At 57.6% G+C, this 14888-nt stretch carries 12 protein-coding genes; 6 read left to right on the top strand and 6 right to left on the bottom strand.

Features of this window, described 5'->3' with window-relative positions:
* Positions 1–41: 41 nt before the first annotated feature.
* Complete coding sequence (locus AC4FIA_RS08610) at positions 42–635, bottom strand: LysE/ArgO family amino acid transporter (protein ID WP_490365493.1); 594 nt, start codon at positions 633–635, stop codon at positions 42–44.
* Positions 636–764: 129 nt separating this feature from the next.
* Between AC4FIA_RS08610 and AC4FIA_RS08605 the strand changes: the two genes are divergently transcribed.
* Together AC4FIA_RS08605 and AC4FIA_RS08600 are read left to right on the top strand one after the other, a co-directional pair.
* On the top strand, positions 765–1514 hold the full coding sequence (locus AC4FIA_RS08605) for a YebC/PmpR family DNA-binding transcriptional regulator (protein ID WP_490365492.1): 750 nt from the start codon (positions 765–767) through the stop codon (positions 1512–1514).
* Positions 1515–1660: 146 nt separating this feature from the next.
* Positions 1661–2653, top strand: a complete 993-nt coding sequence (locus tag AC4FIA_RS08600) for a hypothetical protein (RefSeq protein ID WP_490365491.1) — start codon at positions 1661–1663, stop codon at positions 2651–2653.
* 76 nt (positions 2654–2729) lie between these two features.
* Here the strand turns inward: AC4FIA_RS08600 and mltG are convergent, their stop codons facing one another.
* The 4 genes from mltG to AC4FIA_RS08580 all read right to left on the bottom strand — a co-directional run bounded on the left by mltG (position 2730) and on the right by AC4FIA_RS08580 (position 7939).
* A complete protein-coding gene (gene mltG / locus AC4FIA_RS08595; protein WP_490365490.1) occupies positions 2730–3881 on the bottom strand; it encodes an endolytic transglycosylase MltG in 1152 nt (383 codons plus the stop codon).
* 1 nt (position 3882) lies between these two features.
* Positions 3883–5142 (bottom strand): beta-ketoacyl-ACP synthase II, encoded by a 1260-nt coding sequence (gene fabF / locus AC4FIA_RS08590; RefSeq protein WP_103910179.1) that lies wholly within the window; start codon positions 5140–5142, stop codon positions 3883–3885.
* 113 nt (positions 5143–5255) lie between these two features.
* Positions 5256–6053, bottom strand: coding sequence for a glycosyl transferase (locus AC4FIA_RS08585; protein WP_490365489.1), 798 nt, complete (start codon positions 6051–6053; stop codon positions 5256–5258).
* A 65-nt stretch (positions 6054–6118) separates the two neighbouring features.
* Entirely contained in the window at positions 6119–7939 is a 1821-nt protein-coding gene (locus AC4FIA_RS08580) for an ABC transporter ATP-binding protein (RefSeq protein WP_490365488.1), read from the bottom strand.
* Positions 7940–8378: 439 nt separating this feature from the next.
* On the opposite strand from AC4FIA_RS08580, the gene AC4FIA_RS08575 reads away from it, so the two are divergent.
* The 4 genes from AC4FIA_RS08575 (at position 8379) to AC4FIA_RS08560 (ending at position 13476) form a co-directional block, all read left to right on the top strand.
* On the top strand, positions 8379–10085 hold the full coding sequence (locus AC4FIA_RS08575) for a peptide ABC transporter substrate-binding protein (RefSeq protein WP_490365487.1): 1707 nt from the start codon (positions 8379–8381) through the stop codon (positions 10083–10085).
* Positions 10086–10191: 106 nt separating this feature from the next.
* Positions 10192–11229, top strand: coding sequence for an ABC transporter permease (locus tag AC4FIA_RS08570; RefSeq protein WP_103910183.1), 1038 nt, complete (start codon positions 10192–10194; stop codon positions 11227–11229).
* Complete coding sequence (locus AC4FIA_RS08565; protein ID WP_490365486.1) at positions 11222–12202, top strand: ABC transporter permease; 981 nt, start codon at positions 11222–11224, stop codon at positions 12200–12202. The genes AC4FIA_RS08570 and AC4FIA_RS08565 overlap by 8 nt, the downstream gene beginning before the upstream one ends.
* Before the next feature lie 218 nt (positions 12203–12420).
* Positions 12421–13476: a YeeE/YedE family protein gene (locus tag AC4FIA_RS08560; protein WP_488048287.1), complete on the top strand. Its 1056-nt coding sequence runs from the start codon at positions 12421–12423 to the stop codon at positions 13474–13476.
* A gap of 24 nt (positions 13477–13500) precedes the next feature.
* On the opposite strand, the gene AC4FIA_RS08555 is transcribed toward AC4FIA_RS08560, so the two are convergent.
* Positions 13501–14799: a DUF3422 family protein gene (locus tag AC4FIA_RS08555; RefSeq protein WP_490365485.1), complete on the bottom strand. Its 1299-nt coding sequence runs from the start codon at positions 14797–14799 to the stop codon at positions 13501–13503.
* Positions 14800–14888 lie beyond the last annotated feature (89 nt).

The raw sequence follows: 14888 nt of genomic DNA, 5'->3' as shown, positions 1-14888 counted from the left end.
CTCTCATCAAGTCAGCAGTCGCGAAGCGGCACAAGCCGCATTCATTCCCACAAAAGCGACGCCGCAATTGCAAACATGACGCAAGCGATCAGCAAGTCCAGTATCCGCCAAGACACCGGACGCCGGAACAGAGGCGCAAGAAAGCGCGCGCCATACCCAAGCGAAAAGAAGAAAACGAAGGATGCCGTACAGGCCCCCAAACCGAAGGCAAGCTTATTGTCGAACTGCGCCGCGATGCTGCCCAGCAAAACGACCGTATCCAGATAGACGTGCGGGTTCAGCCATGTCAGCGCCAGACAGGTCAGCAATGCGGACCGCAAACTGGGTGCACCGCCAGCCAGATCCATGGCCGCCCCGCCCTTCCATGCGGCGATGAGGTTCCGGATGCCGTAGTAAATCAGAAAGGCCGCGCCAAAGATACGCATGGCAAACTCTAGCCACGGCACCTGTTCGGCCAATGCGCCGAACCCTGTGACACCGGCGGCAATCAATACGGCATCCGACAAAGCGCACGTCAGCACCACGGCAAACACGTGCTGCCGCGTCAGGCCGGACTTCAGGACAAACGCATTCTGCGCCCCGATCGCAAGGATCAGGGACAAACCGAGTGAAAATCCAGCAAGAGCGGCGGACATCGAATTCTCCTTCTGCGCAGTCGGACTTATCCCAGCCCACAGACAGACGCCAGTCGCCCTTGCCCTTTCCACCCTCCCTGCCCTATAGAAGCGGGCGAAATTCAAAGAACTCGATGCAAGGGAAACGTTATGGCCGGCCACTCAAAATGGGCGAACATCCAGCACCGCAAAGGGCGCCAAGACGCCGCCCGTTCGAAACTGTTTTCGAAACTTTCAAAGGAAATCACCGTCGCCGCGAAAATGGGCGACCCTGATCCGGAAAAGAACCCGCGTCTGCGTCTGGCGGTAAAAGAAGCCAAGTCGAACTCGGTCCCCAAGGACGTGATCGACCGCGCGATCAAGAAATCGCAAGGTGGCGACGCAGATTCCTATGACGAAATCCGTTACGAAGGCTACGGCCCGAGCGGTGTTGCAGTGATCGTCGAAACGATGACAGACAACCGCAACCGGACCGCATCCAACGTGCGCTCGACCTTCTCGAAGAACGGCGGCAACCTTGGCGAAACAGGTTCCGTGGGCTTCATGTTCGACCGCAAGGGTGAAATCACGTACCTGCCCGCAGCAGGCGATGCGGACACCGTCATGATGGCCGCGATCGAGGCCGGCGCGGAAGACGTCGAAAGCTCGGAAGACGGTCATATCATCTATTGTGCGGACACAGACTTGAACGAAGTGTCCAACGCGCTTGAAGCCGAACTGGGTGAATCTGAGTCCACCCGCCTGATCTGGAAGCCGACAACAACGACGGAACTGGATCTGGACGGCATGCAGACCCTGATGAAGCTGGTCAATGCGCTGGAAGATGACGATGACGTTCAGCGCGTCACAACCAACTTCGAAGCATCCGACGAAGTTATGGCCCAGCTTGAAGACAGCTGATCCGCTTCATCCTGACGGATTTGGAAAACGCGGCCTTCGGGTCGCGTTTTTTGTTTGGCGTCACCGCCTTGCGCTGCGCTGGACAATAATGGGCAACCCGCCCAAGGTGTCCGGACTTTGATGCATTCCGACCAAGGCCCATTTCCGTGACATCCCATACTCGAACCGGCATCTTATGTCTTTCCCTCAGCGCCGCGACGGCGGCGAACGCGGAATGCCCGCAGGGCCAATACGATTTCAACTCGTGTCGGATTGAAGGCCGCAACACCGAGGTTTCCGTCTGCTATGACAATAACACAGCCACTTACAGTTACGGCCCCGTAGGCAAACCACCCGAACTGTTCCTGACCGAACCAATCGACACCGTGGATTACCAACCGTGGCATGGCGTCGGCAAAGCGATTTTCGAAAGCGTGACCTTCTACAACGGAGACTATGCCTATCAGGTCGGCGGCGGGTTTGACCGCCCCTTCACCGAAGAAGAAATGGAGCAAGGCCCCCACCATTTCGGTTGGATCGACATTTCTAAGCAAGGGAAATCTCTGGCCACGCTGGAATGTGTTCCTGACACTGTCAGCTTTGGCTTTGGTGGTGGCATATATGATGTGAAAGAAGCCGCCGGATATGAATGGGACGATCTGGCGCTGTCATGGGTCGACAAAGCGATCAAGACGTCCGAGCCGCCACTTCTGATCAGCCAACAAGGCGCGAACGGGCCAAAAGACTGCCTGCCTGCGTCCGAATTCAGCTTAGGCGGCGTCACGATACATGACACGGCCATGTCTCTGGCAAAACTCGGATCGCCCGAGGCCATGTCAGGAACCACGCCCAAAGGTTTGCCAATAGATCAGATCACCGCGCATGGGATTGAGATCAGCCTGATGAATGAGGCAGTCATAGGCATAACTGCCGCCACCGAGGACTGGCCTACACCGTCCGGCCTGAAAGTTGGTCTGACCCGAGGCGAGGTCGTCAGAATTCTGGGCCATGTGCCCGCTGGCGTGTACGCCGCTGATGATCAGTTCACGCTGCCGATCTGTCCGACTGTCGCGGGTGACGCCTCTGAATGGACGGCAGAGATCGATTTTGGTCAGGACAGGCGCGTGGCAACCATCGGCTTTTTGGGCCCGCTTCCCTAGTTATCCGACAAGGATGACACAAAGCAAAAGGCGCAGCCAACAGACTGCGCCTTTTGCTTTTGAGTTTCGACAGACCTTACTGGTTCGCCCGTTCCGCTTCGATCTCGCGCCAGCGCGCGACGTTGCGGTTATGCTCATCCAGCGTCACTGCAAAGGCGTGACCACCGGTGCCGTCAGCCACGAAGAAGATATAATCCGTCTCTGCCGGGTTCAGGGCGGCTTCGATAGACGCACGACCCGGGTTGGCGATAGGTGTCGGCGGCAGGCCTTCAATCACATAGGTGTTGTAGGGCGTCGCACCGCGCAATTCGGACTGGCGCAGACCACGGCCCAACACGCCCTCACCCTTAGTGATACCGTAGATTACCGTCGGGTCCGTTTGCAGACGCATGCCGTCGTTCAGACGATTGATAAAGACCGACGCGACCTGCGGACGTTCGCTGGACACACCTGTTTCTTTTTCGACGATAGACGCAAGGATTAACGCCTCTTCAGGGCTGTTCAGCGGCAGGTTATCTGCGCGGTTCGCCCATGCCTCAGCCAGAATGCGTTCCTGACTGGATTGCATCCGTTCGATCAGGCTGGCGCGTGTGGCACCGACTGTGACCTCATAGCTGTCGGGCGCAAGGCTGCCCTCGGCGGGGACGTCAACAGTGCCTTCCAGCACATCGATCTGCCCCAGCTCGTTCACGACCTGCCAGCTGGTAACACCCTCGGCCAGAAGAATGCGGAAGCGCGTGTCACCTTCGGCTTTAACAGCCGTGTATTCAGCAGGAACTTCGTCAGCTTCCGGATCGAACTTGACCAGTTCGACATAGCGACCAGTCGCAGGATCCAGTTCACGGACTTCAACGGAAGCCGCGTTTACACCGATGCGGTACACAACCTCAGTGCCGCATGTCGATGCGCCACCACGGGTGACGATATCGACGATTTCGGACATCGAAGCCCCTTCAGGCACAAGGTATGACCCTGCCTTCAGGTCTTGCGTTTTCTTGGCGTAATCCGCGCCCATGCGGAACAGCGCGGCCGACGATACGGCGTTCTGCTCTGCAAGGTTTTCGGAAACGCGTGTCATGTTGGTGCCGCGTGGCACCTCGACACAGATCTGTTGGGCCAGTGGCCCTGCCGATGTGTATTCTTTCTGCGCCCAGATGATCAGACCGCCGAACAGGAAAACCCCGACGACGAGGAACGTAATCGCGTTAGAAGCGATGTTGCGCCACATATCAGCTGACCTTGCCGAAGATCACGCTGGCGTTTGTGCCACCAAAGCCAAAGCTGTTGGACAGTGCATAATTGATCTCGCGCTCACGCTTGGCGTTGGGGGCCAGATCGATAGGCGTTTCAACGGCCGGCGTCTCAAGGTTGATGGTCGGCGGTGCCACCTGATCGCGGATCGCAAGGATCGAGAACACAGCCTCGATCGCGCCAGCAGCACCCAGCAGGTGTCCAGTCGCCGATTTCGTCGACGACATGGTGGCCGTTGCCGCCGCATCGCCCAGCAGGCGTTCAACAGCGCCCAACTCGATCACGTCGGCCATAGTCGATGTGCCGTGCGCGTTGATGTAGTCGATATCAGATGCCTGAAGACCCGCGTCTTTCAGCGCCGCACGCATGGAGCGTTCGCCGCCTTCACCGTCAGAGGACGGCGCGGTGATGTGATACGCGTCGCCGGACAAGCCATAGCCGCAAACTTCGGCATAAATTTTCGCGCCACGCGCTTTGGCGTGCTCGTATTCTTCCAGAACAACGATGCCTGCGCCCTCGCCCATAACGAAACCGTCGCGGTCTGCGTCATAGGGACGGCTGGCCGCTTTGGGGTCATCGCCACGTTTGGTCGACAACGCCTTACACGCGTTAAAGCCCGCAATGCCGATCTCGGAAATCGCCGCTTCGGCACCACCGGCAACCATCACGTCCGCATCACCGTATTTGATCATGCGCGCCGCATCACCGATGGCATGCGCGCCCGTGGAACACGCGGTCACAACCGAATGGTTCGGGCCTTTAAAGCCATGACGGATCGAAACGTTGCCCGAGATCAGGTTGATCAGAGCACCGGGAATAAAGAACGGCGACACGCGGCGCGGGCCTTTGTCGCGGATCAGGTAGGCGGTTTCGGCGATCGAGTTCAGACCACCGATGCCGGAACCGATCATGACACCCGTGCGCTCCAGGCTTTCCTGATCTTCGGGGTGCCAGTCTGCATCGTTAACGGCCATTTCGGCAGCCGCGATTCCGTAAAGGATGAAATCGTCAACTTTGCGCTGTTCTTTCTTGTCCATCCACTCATCAGGATTGAACGTGCCGTCTGTGCCATCGCCGTGTTTGACTTCGCAGGCATAAGTGGTGGCCAGATGGCTTGCATCGAATTTGGTGATGGTACCCGCGCCGGACTGACCGTCCAGCAGGCGTTCCCATGTTGCTTCGACCCCACTGGCCAGCGGTGTGACAAGACCCAATCCGGTTACTACGACGCGACGCATGACTGCTGTCCTCATGATATGAATTTTGTTGATTTGCTCTTACCCTGCCAAGGGCGGGGGGAGCAAGTGTAAGCAAGCGCGCAGGCGGGATTGCGACCACCTACGTCAGGTTTTCAGCCCCATTCCGCACCCAGATCGGCCTTGGTCCGGTCGATCCAGTGATCCTGCAGCCAGTCGCAGGGTTTGGAATAGCGAATGATCGACCTTGTGTATCCACCCAAAGCATCCGTCATTTTCGGACGCCCATGGAAACACACGACACGCGCATCTTCGGGCAATTGAGGCGGGGTAAACCAGTTCCGCGGGAACGGATTGCAATCGTACTTAAAGCTGACAACCCACGGCTCGGGGATGTATTCGAACACACCACGATCCATGGCTTTATGAGAGGTATAGCGCTGCTCGGAGCCGCGCGCTTTTTCAACCTCGGCATATGGGTTTGCGGCCAGATCGTCATACAAAAACCCATGCAACGCAGGATCATAGCGGAAGACAGAGCCATGGCCCGTAGGCCGCCCTTTCCGCTTTTCGGTCCAGTCGTGGCGCATGGCGACCTTGCCCGGCGCCATGTCGTGGATTTCGTCCAGATTGCCTGTGATCACCACGTCCAGATCAAAGCCCAGAACGGGCCCTTCCAGATCGGGGATCAGACCTTCTTTAAAAAGCGACGTCTTGCGCATCGCGCCCTGCCGGTTGGCCACTGCCAGCGCCGCATCCATTTCCTTGCGAAACGGTTCGGTGGGCAGGTCCAGCACCTCGATATCCGGATGCAGGCCGTCTGTCACATCGGTCATGCACATGAACCGGATCGGCCGCGACATATTGCGGCGTACGCCCGAATACAGGCGGTTCACGTACTCAGGGCCAAAGGCAGTGCCCCACTTGATGCATATGACGTTCACAGTGTTCATGGCGCGCGCCTTAGCAGGCCCTTAGCCGCGACACCAGTCAGAGCGCGCGGATTTCGCACAACCGATCAATATCCGCTGTCCGAAATCAGAACTCGGTGACCCGGCCCGACCTCTTTGTATTCGTTTTTCACCGGCTCATAGCCGACGGGATGGATGGGCGACGGGATCGGCTTGAAGTTCAGGTCTTTTTCCTGCTTCCGCTTGCGTGGGTCCGCGATGGGAACAGCCTTCATCAAAGCCTGCGTATAGGGGTGCTGCGGGTTTTCGAACACGGCGCGACGCGGCCCGATTTCGACGATCCGCCCCAGATACATCACGCCGACGTCGTGGCTGACACGTTCCACCACGGCCATATCATGGCTGATGAACAGGTAGGACAGGTTTAGTTCGGACTGAAGCTCCATCATCAGATTCACGACCTGAGCCTGAACCGAAACGTCCAAGGCAGACACGGCCTCATCCGCCACGATCAGTTTCGGGTTCAGCGCCAAGGCCCGCGCAATCGCGATACGCTGACGTTGACCACCGGATAGTTCGTGGGGATAGCGCTGCATAAAGCTGCGCGGCAGTTCCACACGGTCGAAAAGCGCCGCCACGCGATCCATACGCTCGGAAGCCGAGTACATCCCGAAATTTTCCATTGGCTCAGACACTTGGTCAGCCAACTTCATCTGCGGATTGAGTGATGCAAACGGGTCTTGGAAGATCATCTGCATATCGGCGCGTGCTTTACGCAGATCACGGTCGGACAGACCAAGAATATCCAGACCATCCAGTTTGACGCTGCCCTTCATCGGTTCGACCAGTCGCAGGATCGACCGGCCTGCAGTCGATTTCCCGCAGCCGGATTCACCGACAAGGCTCAGCGTGCGGCCCTTGGGAATGGTGAAGGACAAATCCTCGACCGCGTGCACGTTGGCCACCGTCTGACGGAAGAAGCCGCCCTTCACCGGAAAGCGCGTTGTCAGACCCTTAACCTCAAGCAGCGTTTCATCCGATCCGATGATCGGCTCTGGTTCTGCGGCGTTCGAACCGACCAGCTTCATAGGTTTGGGATAATCGGTGCCCGTCATCTCGCCCAGACGCGGGACAGCAGCCAATAGCGCCTGAGTATAGGGATGCTTGGGATTCTCGAAGATTTCCTCGACCGTCCCCTCCTCGACCTTGTTGCCGCGGAACATGACAACGACGCGGTCAGCCATTTGCGCCACAACCGCCATATCATGGGTGATAAACATCACCGCCGTGCCGGTTTCGCGCTTTAACCGGTCGATTAGCGCCAGAATTTCCGCCTGAATGGTCACATCCAAAGCAGTTGTAGGTTCGTCCGCAATCAGCAAGCGCGGCTTACAGGCCAGCGCCATAGCAATCACCACCCGCTGACGCATACCACCGGACAGTTCGTGCGGATATTGCTTCAACCGGCGTTCGGGTTCCGGAATACGCACCTCGCGCAGCAGTTCAAGCGCCCGCGCATCAGCCTCGGACGCGGACATCCCGCGATGCACCTTCAGCCCTTCGGTCAGCTGGCGGCCGATGGTGAACACTGGGTTCAAGGCAGTCATCGGCTCTTGAAAGATCATCCCGATCTCATTGCCGCGAATCGTGCGCATCAGGGATTGCTCGGCTTCGGCCAGATCGATCTCGCCGCCTTCTTTTCGATCAAAAACCAGCTTGCCGCCCGCAATCGTGCCACCGCCGAATTCGATCAGGCGCATCAAAGACAGTGAAGAAACTGATTTGCCCGACCCTGATTCCCCGACCACACAGACCGTTTCACCCGAGGCGATTTCGAACGACACATCTTCAACGCCGACGACCGTTCCGGCCTTTGTTTCAAACTCGACCCGTAGGTTTTCAATCCGTGCAATCGGCGCGTCGAGCATACTGTCCCCCAAGGTTCGTCCAGACGGTTGTGCAAAGAGTAAGGCGAAGCCAGACGCCCTTGTCAAACCAACATTTGACTAATCGGTCAAACCAGACAGGACAAAGACAACCCGACCCTACGTCACCCGTACACCTGCACGAAATTCAGTCATACCAACAACTTAAACACAACCATTGCTTGAAAAAATATTTTTTGATCAAAAGTTAAACTTTTTTCAGGCGGTTACTGACCAGCCAGTCAAGTTTTTGCAGATTTTGTGTATCGGAACACTTGCTTTTTACGTCGATGCGGTTTTCGATGCTGGCATGGTGAACTCGTGTCAAATGGGGAATGACGCAAAATGACTACTGCAGCCAAACCTGCAGACCAATCAAACACCTAAAATCTCAGAACAAAATCAAAGACCTCAAAAAAGCATGCCCAACATGGAGACTACAATGAAACTTAAATCTTTGCTGCTTGGCGCAGTTGCCGCATCAGCGATGGCGCCCGCCGCCATGGCCGAGCGTGGCGCGGACGGCCAAGTCAACATTATCTATTGGCAAGCTCCGTCCATCATGAATCCCTACCTCTCTGGTGGTACGAAAGACATCGAAGCCGCATCGCTGGTGATCGAGCCCCTTGGTCGTTATGATCCCACCGGCGCTCTGGTTCCCTACCTTGCAGAAGAGATCCCGACCGTTGAAAACGGTGGCGTGGCCGCCGACCTGACGTCGATCACATGGAAGATCAAGGAAGGCATGAAGTGGTCCGACGGCTCTGCCCTGACCGCAGCCGACGTGGTTTTCACCGCCGAGTACTGCATGTCCCCCGAAGGTGGCTGCGCGCAGCGTGCCAAGTTCGACGGCGTGACATCTGTAGAAGCGCTGGACGATCTGACAGTCAAAGTCACGTTCGGCCAGCCGACCCCGAACCCCTACGGTCCTTTCATGGGCGGTCAGTCCCCGATCATCCAGAAAGCACAGTTTGAAAACTGCGTCGGCGCGGCGGCATCGTCCTGTACCGATCAGAACTTCTACCCCATCGGTACGGGCCCGTTTGTCGTAACAGACTTCCGCCCGAACGACGTAATTTCTCTGGAAGCCAACCAGAACTATCGTGATCCGGCAAAACCGGCATTTGCGACTGTGAACTTCAAAGGTGGCGGCGACGCGACAGCATCCGGCCGTGCGGTTCTCGAAACAGGCGAATACGACTACGCTTGGAACCTGCAGCTGGCGCCAGACGTACTGGCGCAAATGGCAGAGGCCGGCAAAGGCGAGCCGATCGCAGCATTCGGCACGCTGGTCGAGCGGATCGAAATGAACCTGACCAACCCGTCGCCGGACCTTCCGGAAGGCGAACGTTCGACAGTTGCAGCACCGCACCCCTTCCTGTCGGAAGAACCCGTGCGCCGCGCATTGTCCATGGCGATCGACCGCGAACTGCTGGTTGAAGTCGGCTACGGTCAGGCCGGTCGTGCGACCTGTAACCTGGTTCCCGCCCCTGCCCTGTACGCGTCCGACAACACAGATTGTCTGACACAGGACATCGAAGGCGCGAAGGCCCTGCTGGAAGGTGCTGGCTGGACCGACACCGACGGTGACGGCATCCGTGACAAGGACGGCGTTAAACTGTCCCTGCTGTACCAGACATCGACAAACGCCGTTCGTCAGGACTTCCAGGCGCTGATCAAACAGTGGTGGTCTGAAATCGGCGTGGAAACAGAACTGCGCAACATCGATGCGTCGGTCTTCTTCGGTGGTGATCCGGGCTCGCCCGACACATTCCAGAAGTTCTACGCAGACGTGGAAATGTACGCCAACAACTTCGACGGCACAGACCCGCAGTCCTACCTGTCCATGTACCGTTGCGGCAACGAACCCAAGCCGTCTTCGCAGTGGCAGGGTGAAAACATCAACCGCTTCTGCAGCGAAGAGTATGATGCGTTGCTGGACGAACTGGCCCGCACAGGCGAGCTGGAAAAGCGCGGCGAAATCGCGAAAAAGCTGAACGACATGCTGACCAAAGAAACGATGACAATCGTTCCGCTGGTTGACCGTGGTCGTGTATCTGCCCGTGCAACGACACTGGGTGGTGTTCAGCTGAACACATGGGACAGCGAACTTTGGAACGCTGCCGACTGGTACCGGATCAAGGAATAATCCTTTCCAGACGATAACCGCGTCCCCCCAACGGGGGCGCGGTATTTTCCTATCTGCTCCTAGGGCCAGACGGCCCTTTCCAACACATGCGAATTGGCTGGCCTAAATGCTGACATTCACGATCAGGCGTCTGGTTCTGGCGGTCCCGACGCTGCTGTTTATCAGTTTTGCGATCTTCATGCTGCTGCAACTGGCCCCCGGCGATCCGATGGCCCAAGTGCCACTGACCGTCCCCCCCGAAGTGAAACAACAAATGCGCGAGGCGTTGGGGCTTGGTCAGCCCCCCTTGGTGCAATACTGGAAGTGGTTGGTTCAGGTTCTCTGGATTGAACCCAAAATCCTGATTGACTGGCTTACGCAAGACAGCTGGCTTCTTGGCTGGTTGCCGGACACGAACCTGTACCAGAACGAACTGCGCGTGATTTCTTGGCAGACCCGTTCGCCGGTGATGGACATCGTGATCCAGCGTATTCCGCAAACCCTGTGGGTCGTTGCATTGGCCTATGTGGTCGGCGTTCTGATCGCGATCCCGATCGGCGTTTATTCCGCATATCGCCAGTATTCGGTTTTCGATCAGGCTGGCACGTTCGTGACGATGATCGGCTTTTCGATCCCACCCTTCTTTACCGGACCTCTGCTGATCGTGATTTTCTCTGTCCAACTGGGCTGGCTGCCGTCGATCTATGACACCACCCACGTCGTGAATGACTGGGCGAGTTTCAAGATCCAGCTGCAGCAGATGATCATGCCGGTTATGGTTCTGGCCCTGCAAACCACGGCGCAAATCAGCCGCTATATGCGCGCGTCGATGCTTGATAACCTGAATATGGATTACGTCCGCACCGCCCGCGCCAAAGGCATGTCCGAGGCGGTCGTTGTCACGGTTCACGTGCTGCGCAACTCGATGATCCCGGTGATCACTGTCATCGCGCTTGGCGTCCCAAGCATCTTTGGCGGCGCGATCATTACGGAAAACGTGTTCAAGGTGAACGGCATCGGTCAGCTTCTGATCACCGCGCTCTTCGCCAATGACCTGCCCATGGTTATGACGCTGACGTTTATCTTTGCCTTCCTGATTGTCGCCTTCAACCTGATCGCAGACATCTTGTATGGCGTACTTGACCCGAGGATCCGCTATGACTGAGCCAGCGACAACAGACCCTCAGGCCATTGCAGCCCTGCAGGACAAAGGCCCCCTCGCCCCGCCACGCAGCCAGTGGCTGGACATCTGGGACCAGTTGAAACGTCACAAAGGCGCGATGATCGGCGGGTTCTTTCTGATTTTCATCACGCTCGCTGTGTTGATCGGACCTTACATCTGGTCGCTTGATCCGCAAAAGCTCGACATTCGGAACAAGGACCTGCGCCCGATCTACACCGCGATCTGGGACAGCACGGCCAAAACCGCGTGGGGCCATCCCTTTGGCACCGACAACCTTGGCCGCGATCAGCTGGCGCAGATGCTGGCAGGCGGACGGGCGTCCATGGCGGTTGGCTGGGCAGCAATGTTGCTATCGCTTCTGATTGGCACGGCCGTCGGCGTTGCAGCGGGCTTTTTCCGTCGTCTGGACGGCCCACTGATGCGCCTGACAGACCTGTTCCTATCCTTGCCGATCCTGCCCCTTCTGTTGGTTGCTGTGACGCTGTTCCGCCAACCACTTCGTGCCAACTTTGGCCCCGAAGGCGGGATGTTTGTTCTGATCGTCACGATCATCGGAATCACCAGCTGGATGCCCACCGCGCGGATCGTGCGGGGCGATATCCTGACGCTGAAGGAACGGGAATTTATTCTGGCCGCACGCTCCATCGGGACCACGTCGTGGAAGACAATCACCCGCCATCTTCTGCCAAACGTGCTGTCACCGATCATGGTGTCCGCGACACTTGGCCTTGCGACAGCGATCATCACAGAAAGCGCCCTGTCCTTCCTAGGTGTCGGATTTCCTTCGGATTTTCCGACATGGGGCAAGATGCTAGCCGACGCGGTTCCCCGCATGGTCGACTTCCCCGAACGGGTGATCCTGCCGGGTACAGCCATCTCGTTGACCGTGCTGGCGGTGAATTATCTGGGTGACGGTTTGCGCGATGCGCTTGATCCCCGCATGCGCGGGCGCTGAAAAGCAGTAAAATAAGGGCAAACGAGCGCCTGATCCGCAAAAACCGGATCAGGCGTTCTGCTTTTGACCAGTTGGCAAAACACTTTGTTCTACTCGACGCCAAGACACGAACGCCTGTTTATTAGGCGAACTTGCAACCGGCCCCGATTTTCTGGAATGAGCGGGAAACGCCCTAACTAAGTGGGCGAACTGACACCTGCGACACCGGAGTATCCAGAATGTTCGAGAGTTTGGGTTTCGAAAACTACACAGCCCCCCAAGTGGCTGTCGGCTTTGCCCTCTTGCTGGGATTGGCCTTTGGCTTTTTGGCCGAGCGCACAAAGTTCTGTTTCCGCCGCAGCCTGATCGGCGATGATGCGAAATCCGCGTCGGGTGTCTGGCTGACAGCACTGGGCGTCGCCATTCTAGGCACCCAAGCCGCAGCCATCTTCGGCCTGATCGATTTTGCCGATCACCGGTTCATGAACGCCGACCTGCCGATCCTTGCCATTCTGGTGGGTGGTCTTTTGTTTGGTGCCGGTATGGTTCTGACCCGTGGTTGCGTATCGCGCCTGACTGTTCTGACAGCCAGCGGCAACCTGCGCGCTGCGACCGTTCTGCTGGTCTTCGCCATCGTGGCACATGCCACGCTAAAGGGTCTGCTGGCCCCGATCCGCGTGTCGCTGGGTGCCGTCACCGTTCCGATGGGCGACGCCGTTTCCTTTGCACAGCTTCCCGGTGGCGCAGCCGTCTGGGCCGTCGTTCTGGGCGTAGGCGCCCTGGCACTGGGCTTGCGTGGCCGCAACAGCGTGACACTGGTCGTTATGGCGGTTCTGATCGGCTTGCTGGTTCCTGCTGGTTGGGTTGGCACAGGGTTCATCCTGCAGGACGAATTCGATCCGATCGCGATGGAGACACTGTCCTTCACATCGCCATGGGCAGACACATTGTTCTTTACCGTCGCCTCGACATCTATTCCCGCTGGCTTTGGCGTGGGCCTGATCGGCGGCACGCTGGCAGGCGCGCTGGTTGCAGCCGTGATCTTTGGAACGTTCCAATGGCAAAGCTTTAGCGCCCCGTCCGAAACAGGTCGCTACATTGCTGGTGGCGCACTGATGGGTATGGGTGGCGTTCTGGCTGGCGGTTGCACCGTGGGTGCCGGTCTGGCCGGTGTCCCCACCCTGTCCTTCGCCGCCCTGCTGGCCATTCTGGCGATCGGTGTTGGCGGTGTTCTGACCCACCGCGTCCTGAACGCACGCGGAGCAACGCCGAACGCAGTCCAGCCCGCCGAATAAGCGGGCCGGACAAAGCAACGCAAATTACATGTCGGGGCCTTTGGCCTCGACCATTTTGCGAATACGCCGGATCATCATCCAGACAAACAGAACCACCGGCAGTGTCACCAAGGCCGTAAGCATGCCCTTGGACAGCCCGATCAGGCTGGCCACCGGATAAAGCAGATAGCTCATGAGCGAGACCGCGTAATAGCTGATCGCGACCACGGACAGGCCTTCAACCGTTTCCTGCAAACGAAGCTGCATATCGGCACGGTGATTCATGCTTTCCAACAATTGCTGGTTCTGGGCTGAACGTTCGACCTCAACCATTGTACGAAGCAGATCTGCGGCACGCATGGCCCTGTTCGAAAGATTGGCCAATTGCTGTTCTGTGGCTTTCACTGTCCGCATCGCGGGATCGTACCGGCGCATCATGAACTCGGCAAAGGTCTGGCGACCATTGAACCGCTCTTCGCGCAAAACCGAAATCCGTTGGGTGACAATCGCCTCATAGGCCCCTGTCGCACCAAAACGGAACGACGTCTGCGCGCTGAGTGTTTCCAGCTCAGCCGAAACCGAAAGAAGCGATTTCAACGTCTGGTCCGTACGTTTGTTGCCATGGGTCATGGCATCCATCAAATCGGTCAGTTCCTTGTCGATCTCGCTGATGCGCGGGGCGATCCACTTGACCCGTGTAAAGCCAAGCATCGACATGACCTTATATGTCTCGATCTCGCAGAGGCGCTGAACGATCCGGCCCATGCGGCGTTCGCCCACATCAGGGCCCACGAACAGGCCGAACCGCAAGTGCCCGGCCGTATCAATACGGAAGTCACCGGCAATCACCGCCTGATCATCAATGACCGAGGACATCGCCACAGATTCCGACACGAACCAGTCTTCGATGTGCTGCTCCATCGTCGCATCGTCAGGACGCAGCGCACAGCGGATCAGGGCCGATGTCATACGCACACCCGGCGCGCGTTCCAGCCAGTCGTTCGGGAAGACCTCGAAATCAGCGGGGTCAAAGGGGCGATCCGACAGGCCGTTCAGAAAGACCGTATAGGTCACAAATTCTGTGTGCTGTTCCCACTTCAACATGTACTGGCCGAATTTGCCAAAGTAATGCGTGGCACCGGGCTGCGGGTGCGTGGCACCGTAGCGGTCCAACAGATCGAACAGATGTTCCAGATCCAGATTGCGATCCCGCGATGCCGCCTCTTCTGCCTTTTTCACAGCCAGATAGACCGCACGGCACGGAGCCTTCAGCGCCGGAAACGGACGCGCATGCAGTTCGTTCGACAGTTTGTATCGAAGCGGGTGATCAGTGATTGGCGACATACGCGCCCTCCATCGTGGACTGGTTAAATTCCACTAGATACGCGCATGATTTAACAAGTAAAGCAAAAGATCAACAATTTCAAAATGTT

The sequence above is a fragment of the Thalassococcus sp. genome, from assembly GCF_982780845.1.
The sequence above is the reverse complement of the archived record's forward strand: the minus strand, read 5'-3'. Positions and strand labels throughout refer to the sequence as shown.

Coding starts and splice junctions, on each gene's coding strand:
- AC4FIA_RS08575 (WP_490365487.1), top strand. CDS start 8,379: ATGAAACTTAAATCTTTGCTGCTTGGCGCAGTTGCCGCATCAGCGATG.
- AC4FIA_RS08565 (WP_490365486.1), top strand. CDS start 11,222: ATGACTGAGCCAGCGACAACAGACCCTCAGGCCATTGCAGCCCTGCAG.
- AC4FIA_RS08570 (WP_103910183.1), top strand. CDS start 10,192: ATGCTGACATTCACGATCAGGCGTCTGGTTCTGGCGGTCCCGACGCTG.
- AC4FIA_RS08585 (WP_490365489.1), bottom strand. CDS start 6,053: ATGAACACTGTGAACGTCATATGCATCAAGTGGGGCACTGCCTTTGGC.
- fabF (WP_103910179.1), bottom strand. CDS start 5,142: ATGCGTCGCGTCGTAGTAACCGGATTGGGTCTTGTCACACCGCTGGCC.
- AC4FIA_RS08580 (WP_490365488.1), bottom strand. CDS start 7,939: ATGCTCGACGCGCCGATTGCACGGATTGAAAACCTACGGGTCGAGTTT.
- AC4FIA_RS08610 (WP_490365493.1), bottom strand. CDS start 635: ATGTCCGCCGCTCTTGCTGGATTTTCACTCGGTTTGTCCCTGATCCTT.
- AC4FIA_RS08560 (WP_488048287.1), top strand. CDS start 12,421: ATGTTCGAGAGTTTGGGTTTCGAAAACTACACAGCCCCCCAAGTGGCT.
- AC4FIA_RS08555 (WP_490365485.1), bottom strand. CDS start 14,799: ATGTCGCCAATCACTGATCACCCGCTTCGATACAAACTGTCGAACGAA.
- AC4FIA_RS08605 (WP_490365492.1), top strand. CDS start 765: ATGGCCGGCCACTCAAAATGGGCGAACATCCAGCACCGCAAAGGGCGC.
- mltG (WP_490365490.1), bottom strand. CDS start 3,881: ATGTGGCGCAACATCGCTTCTAACGCGATTACGTTCCTCGTCGTCGGG.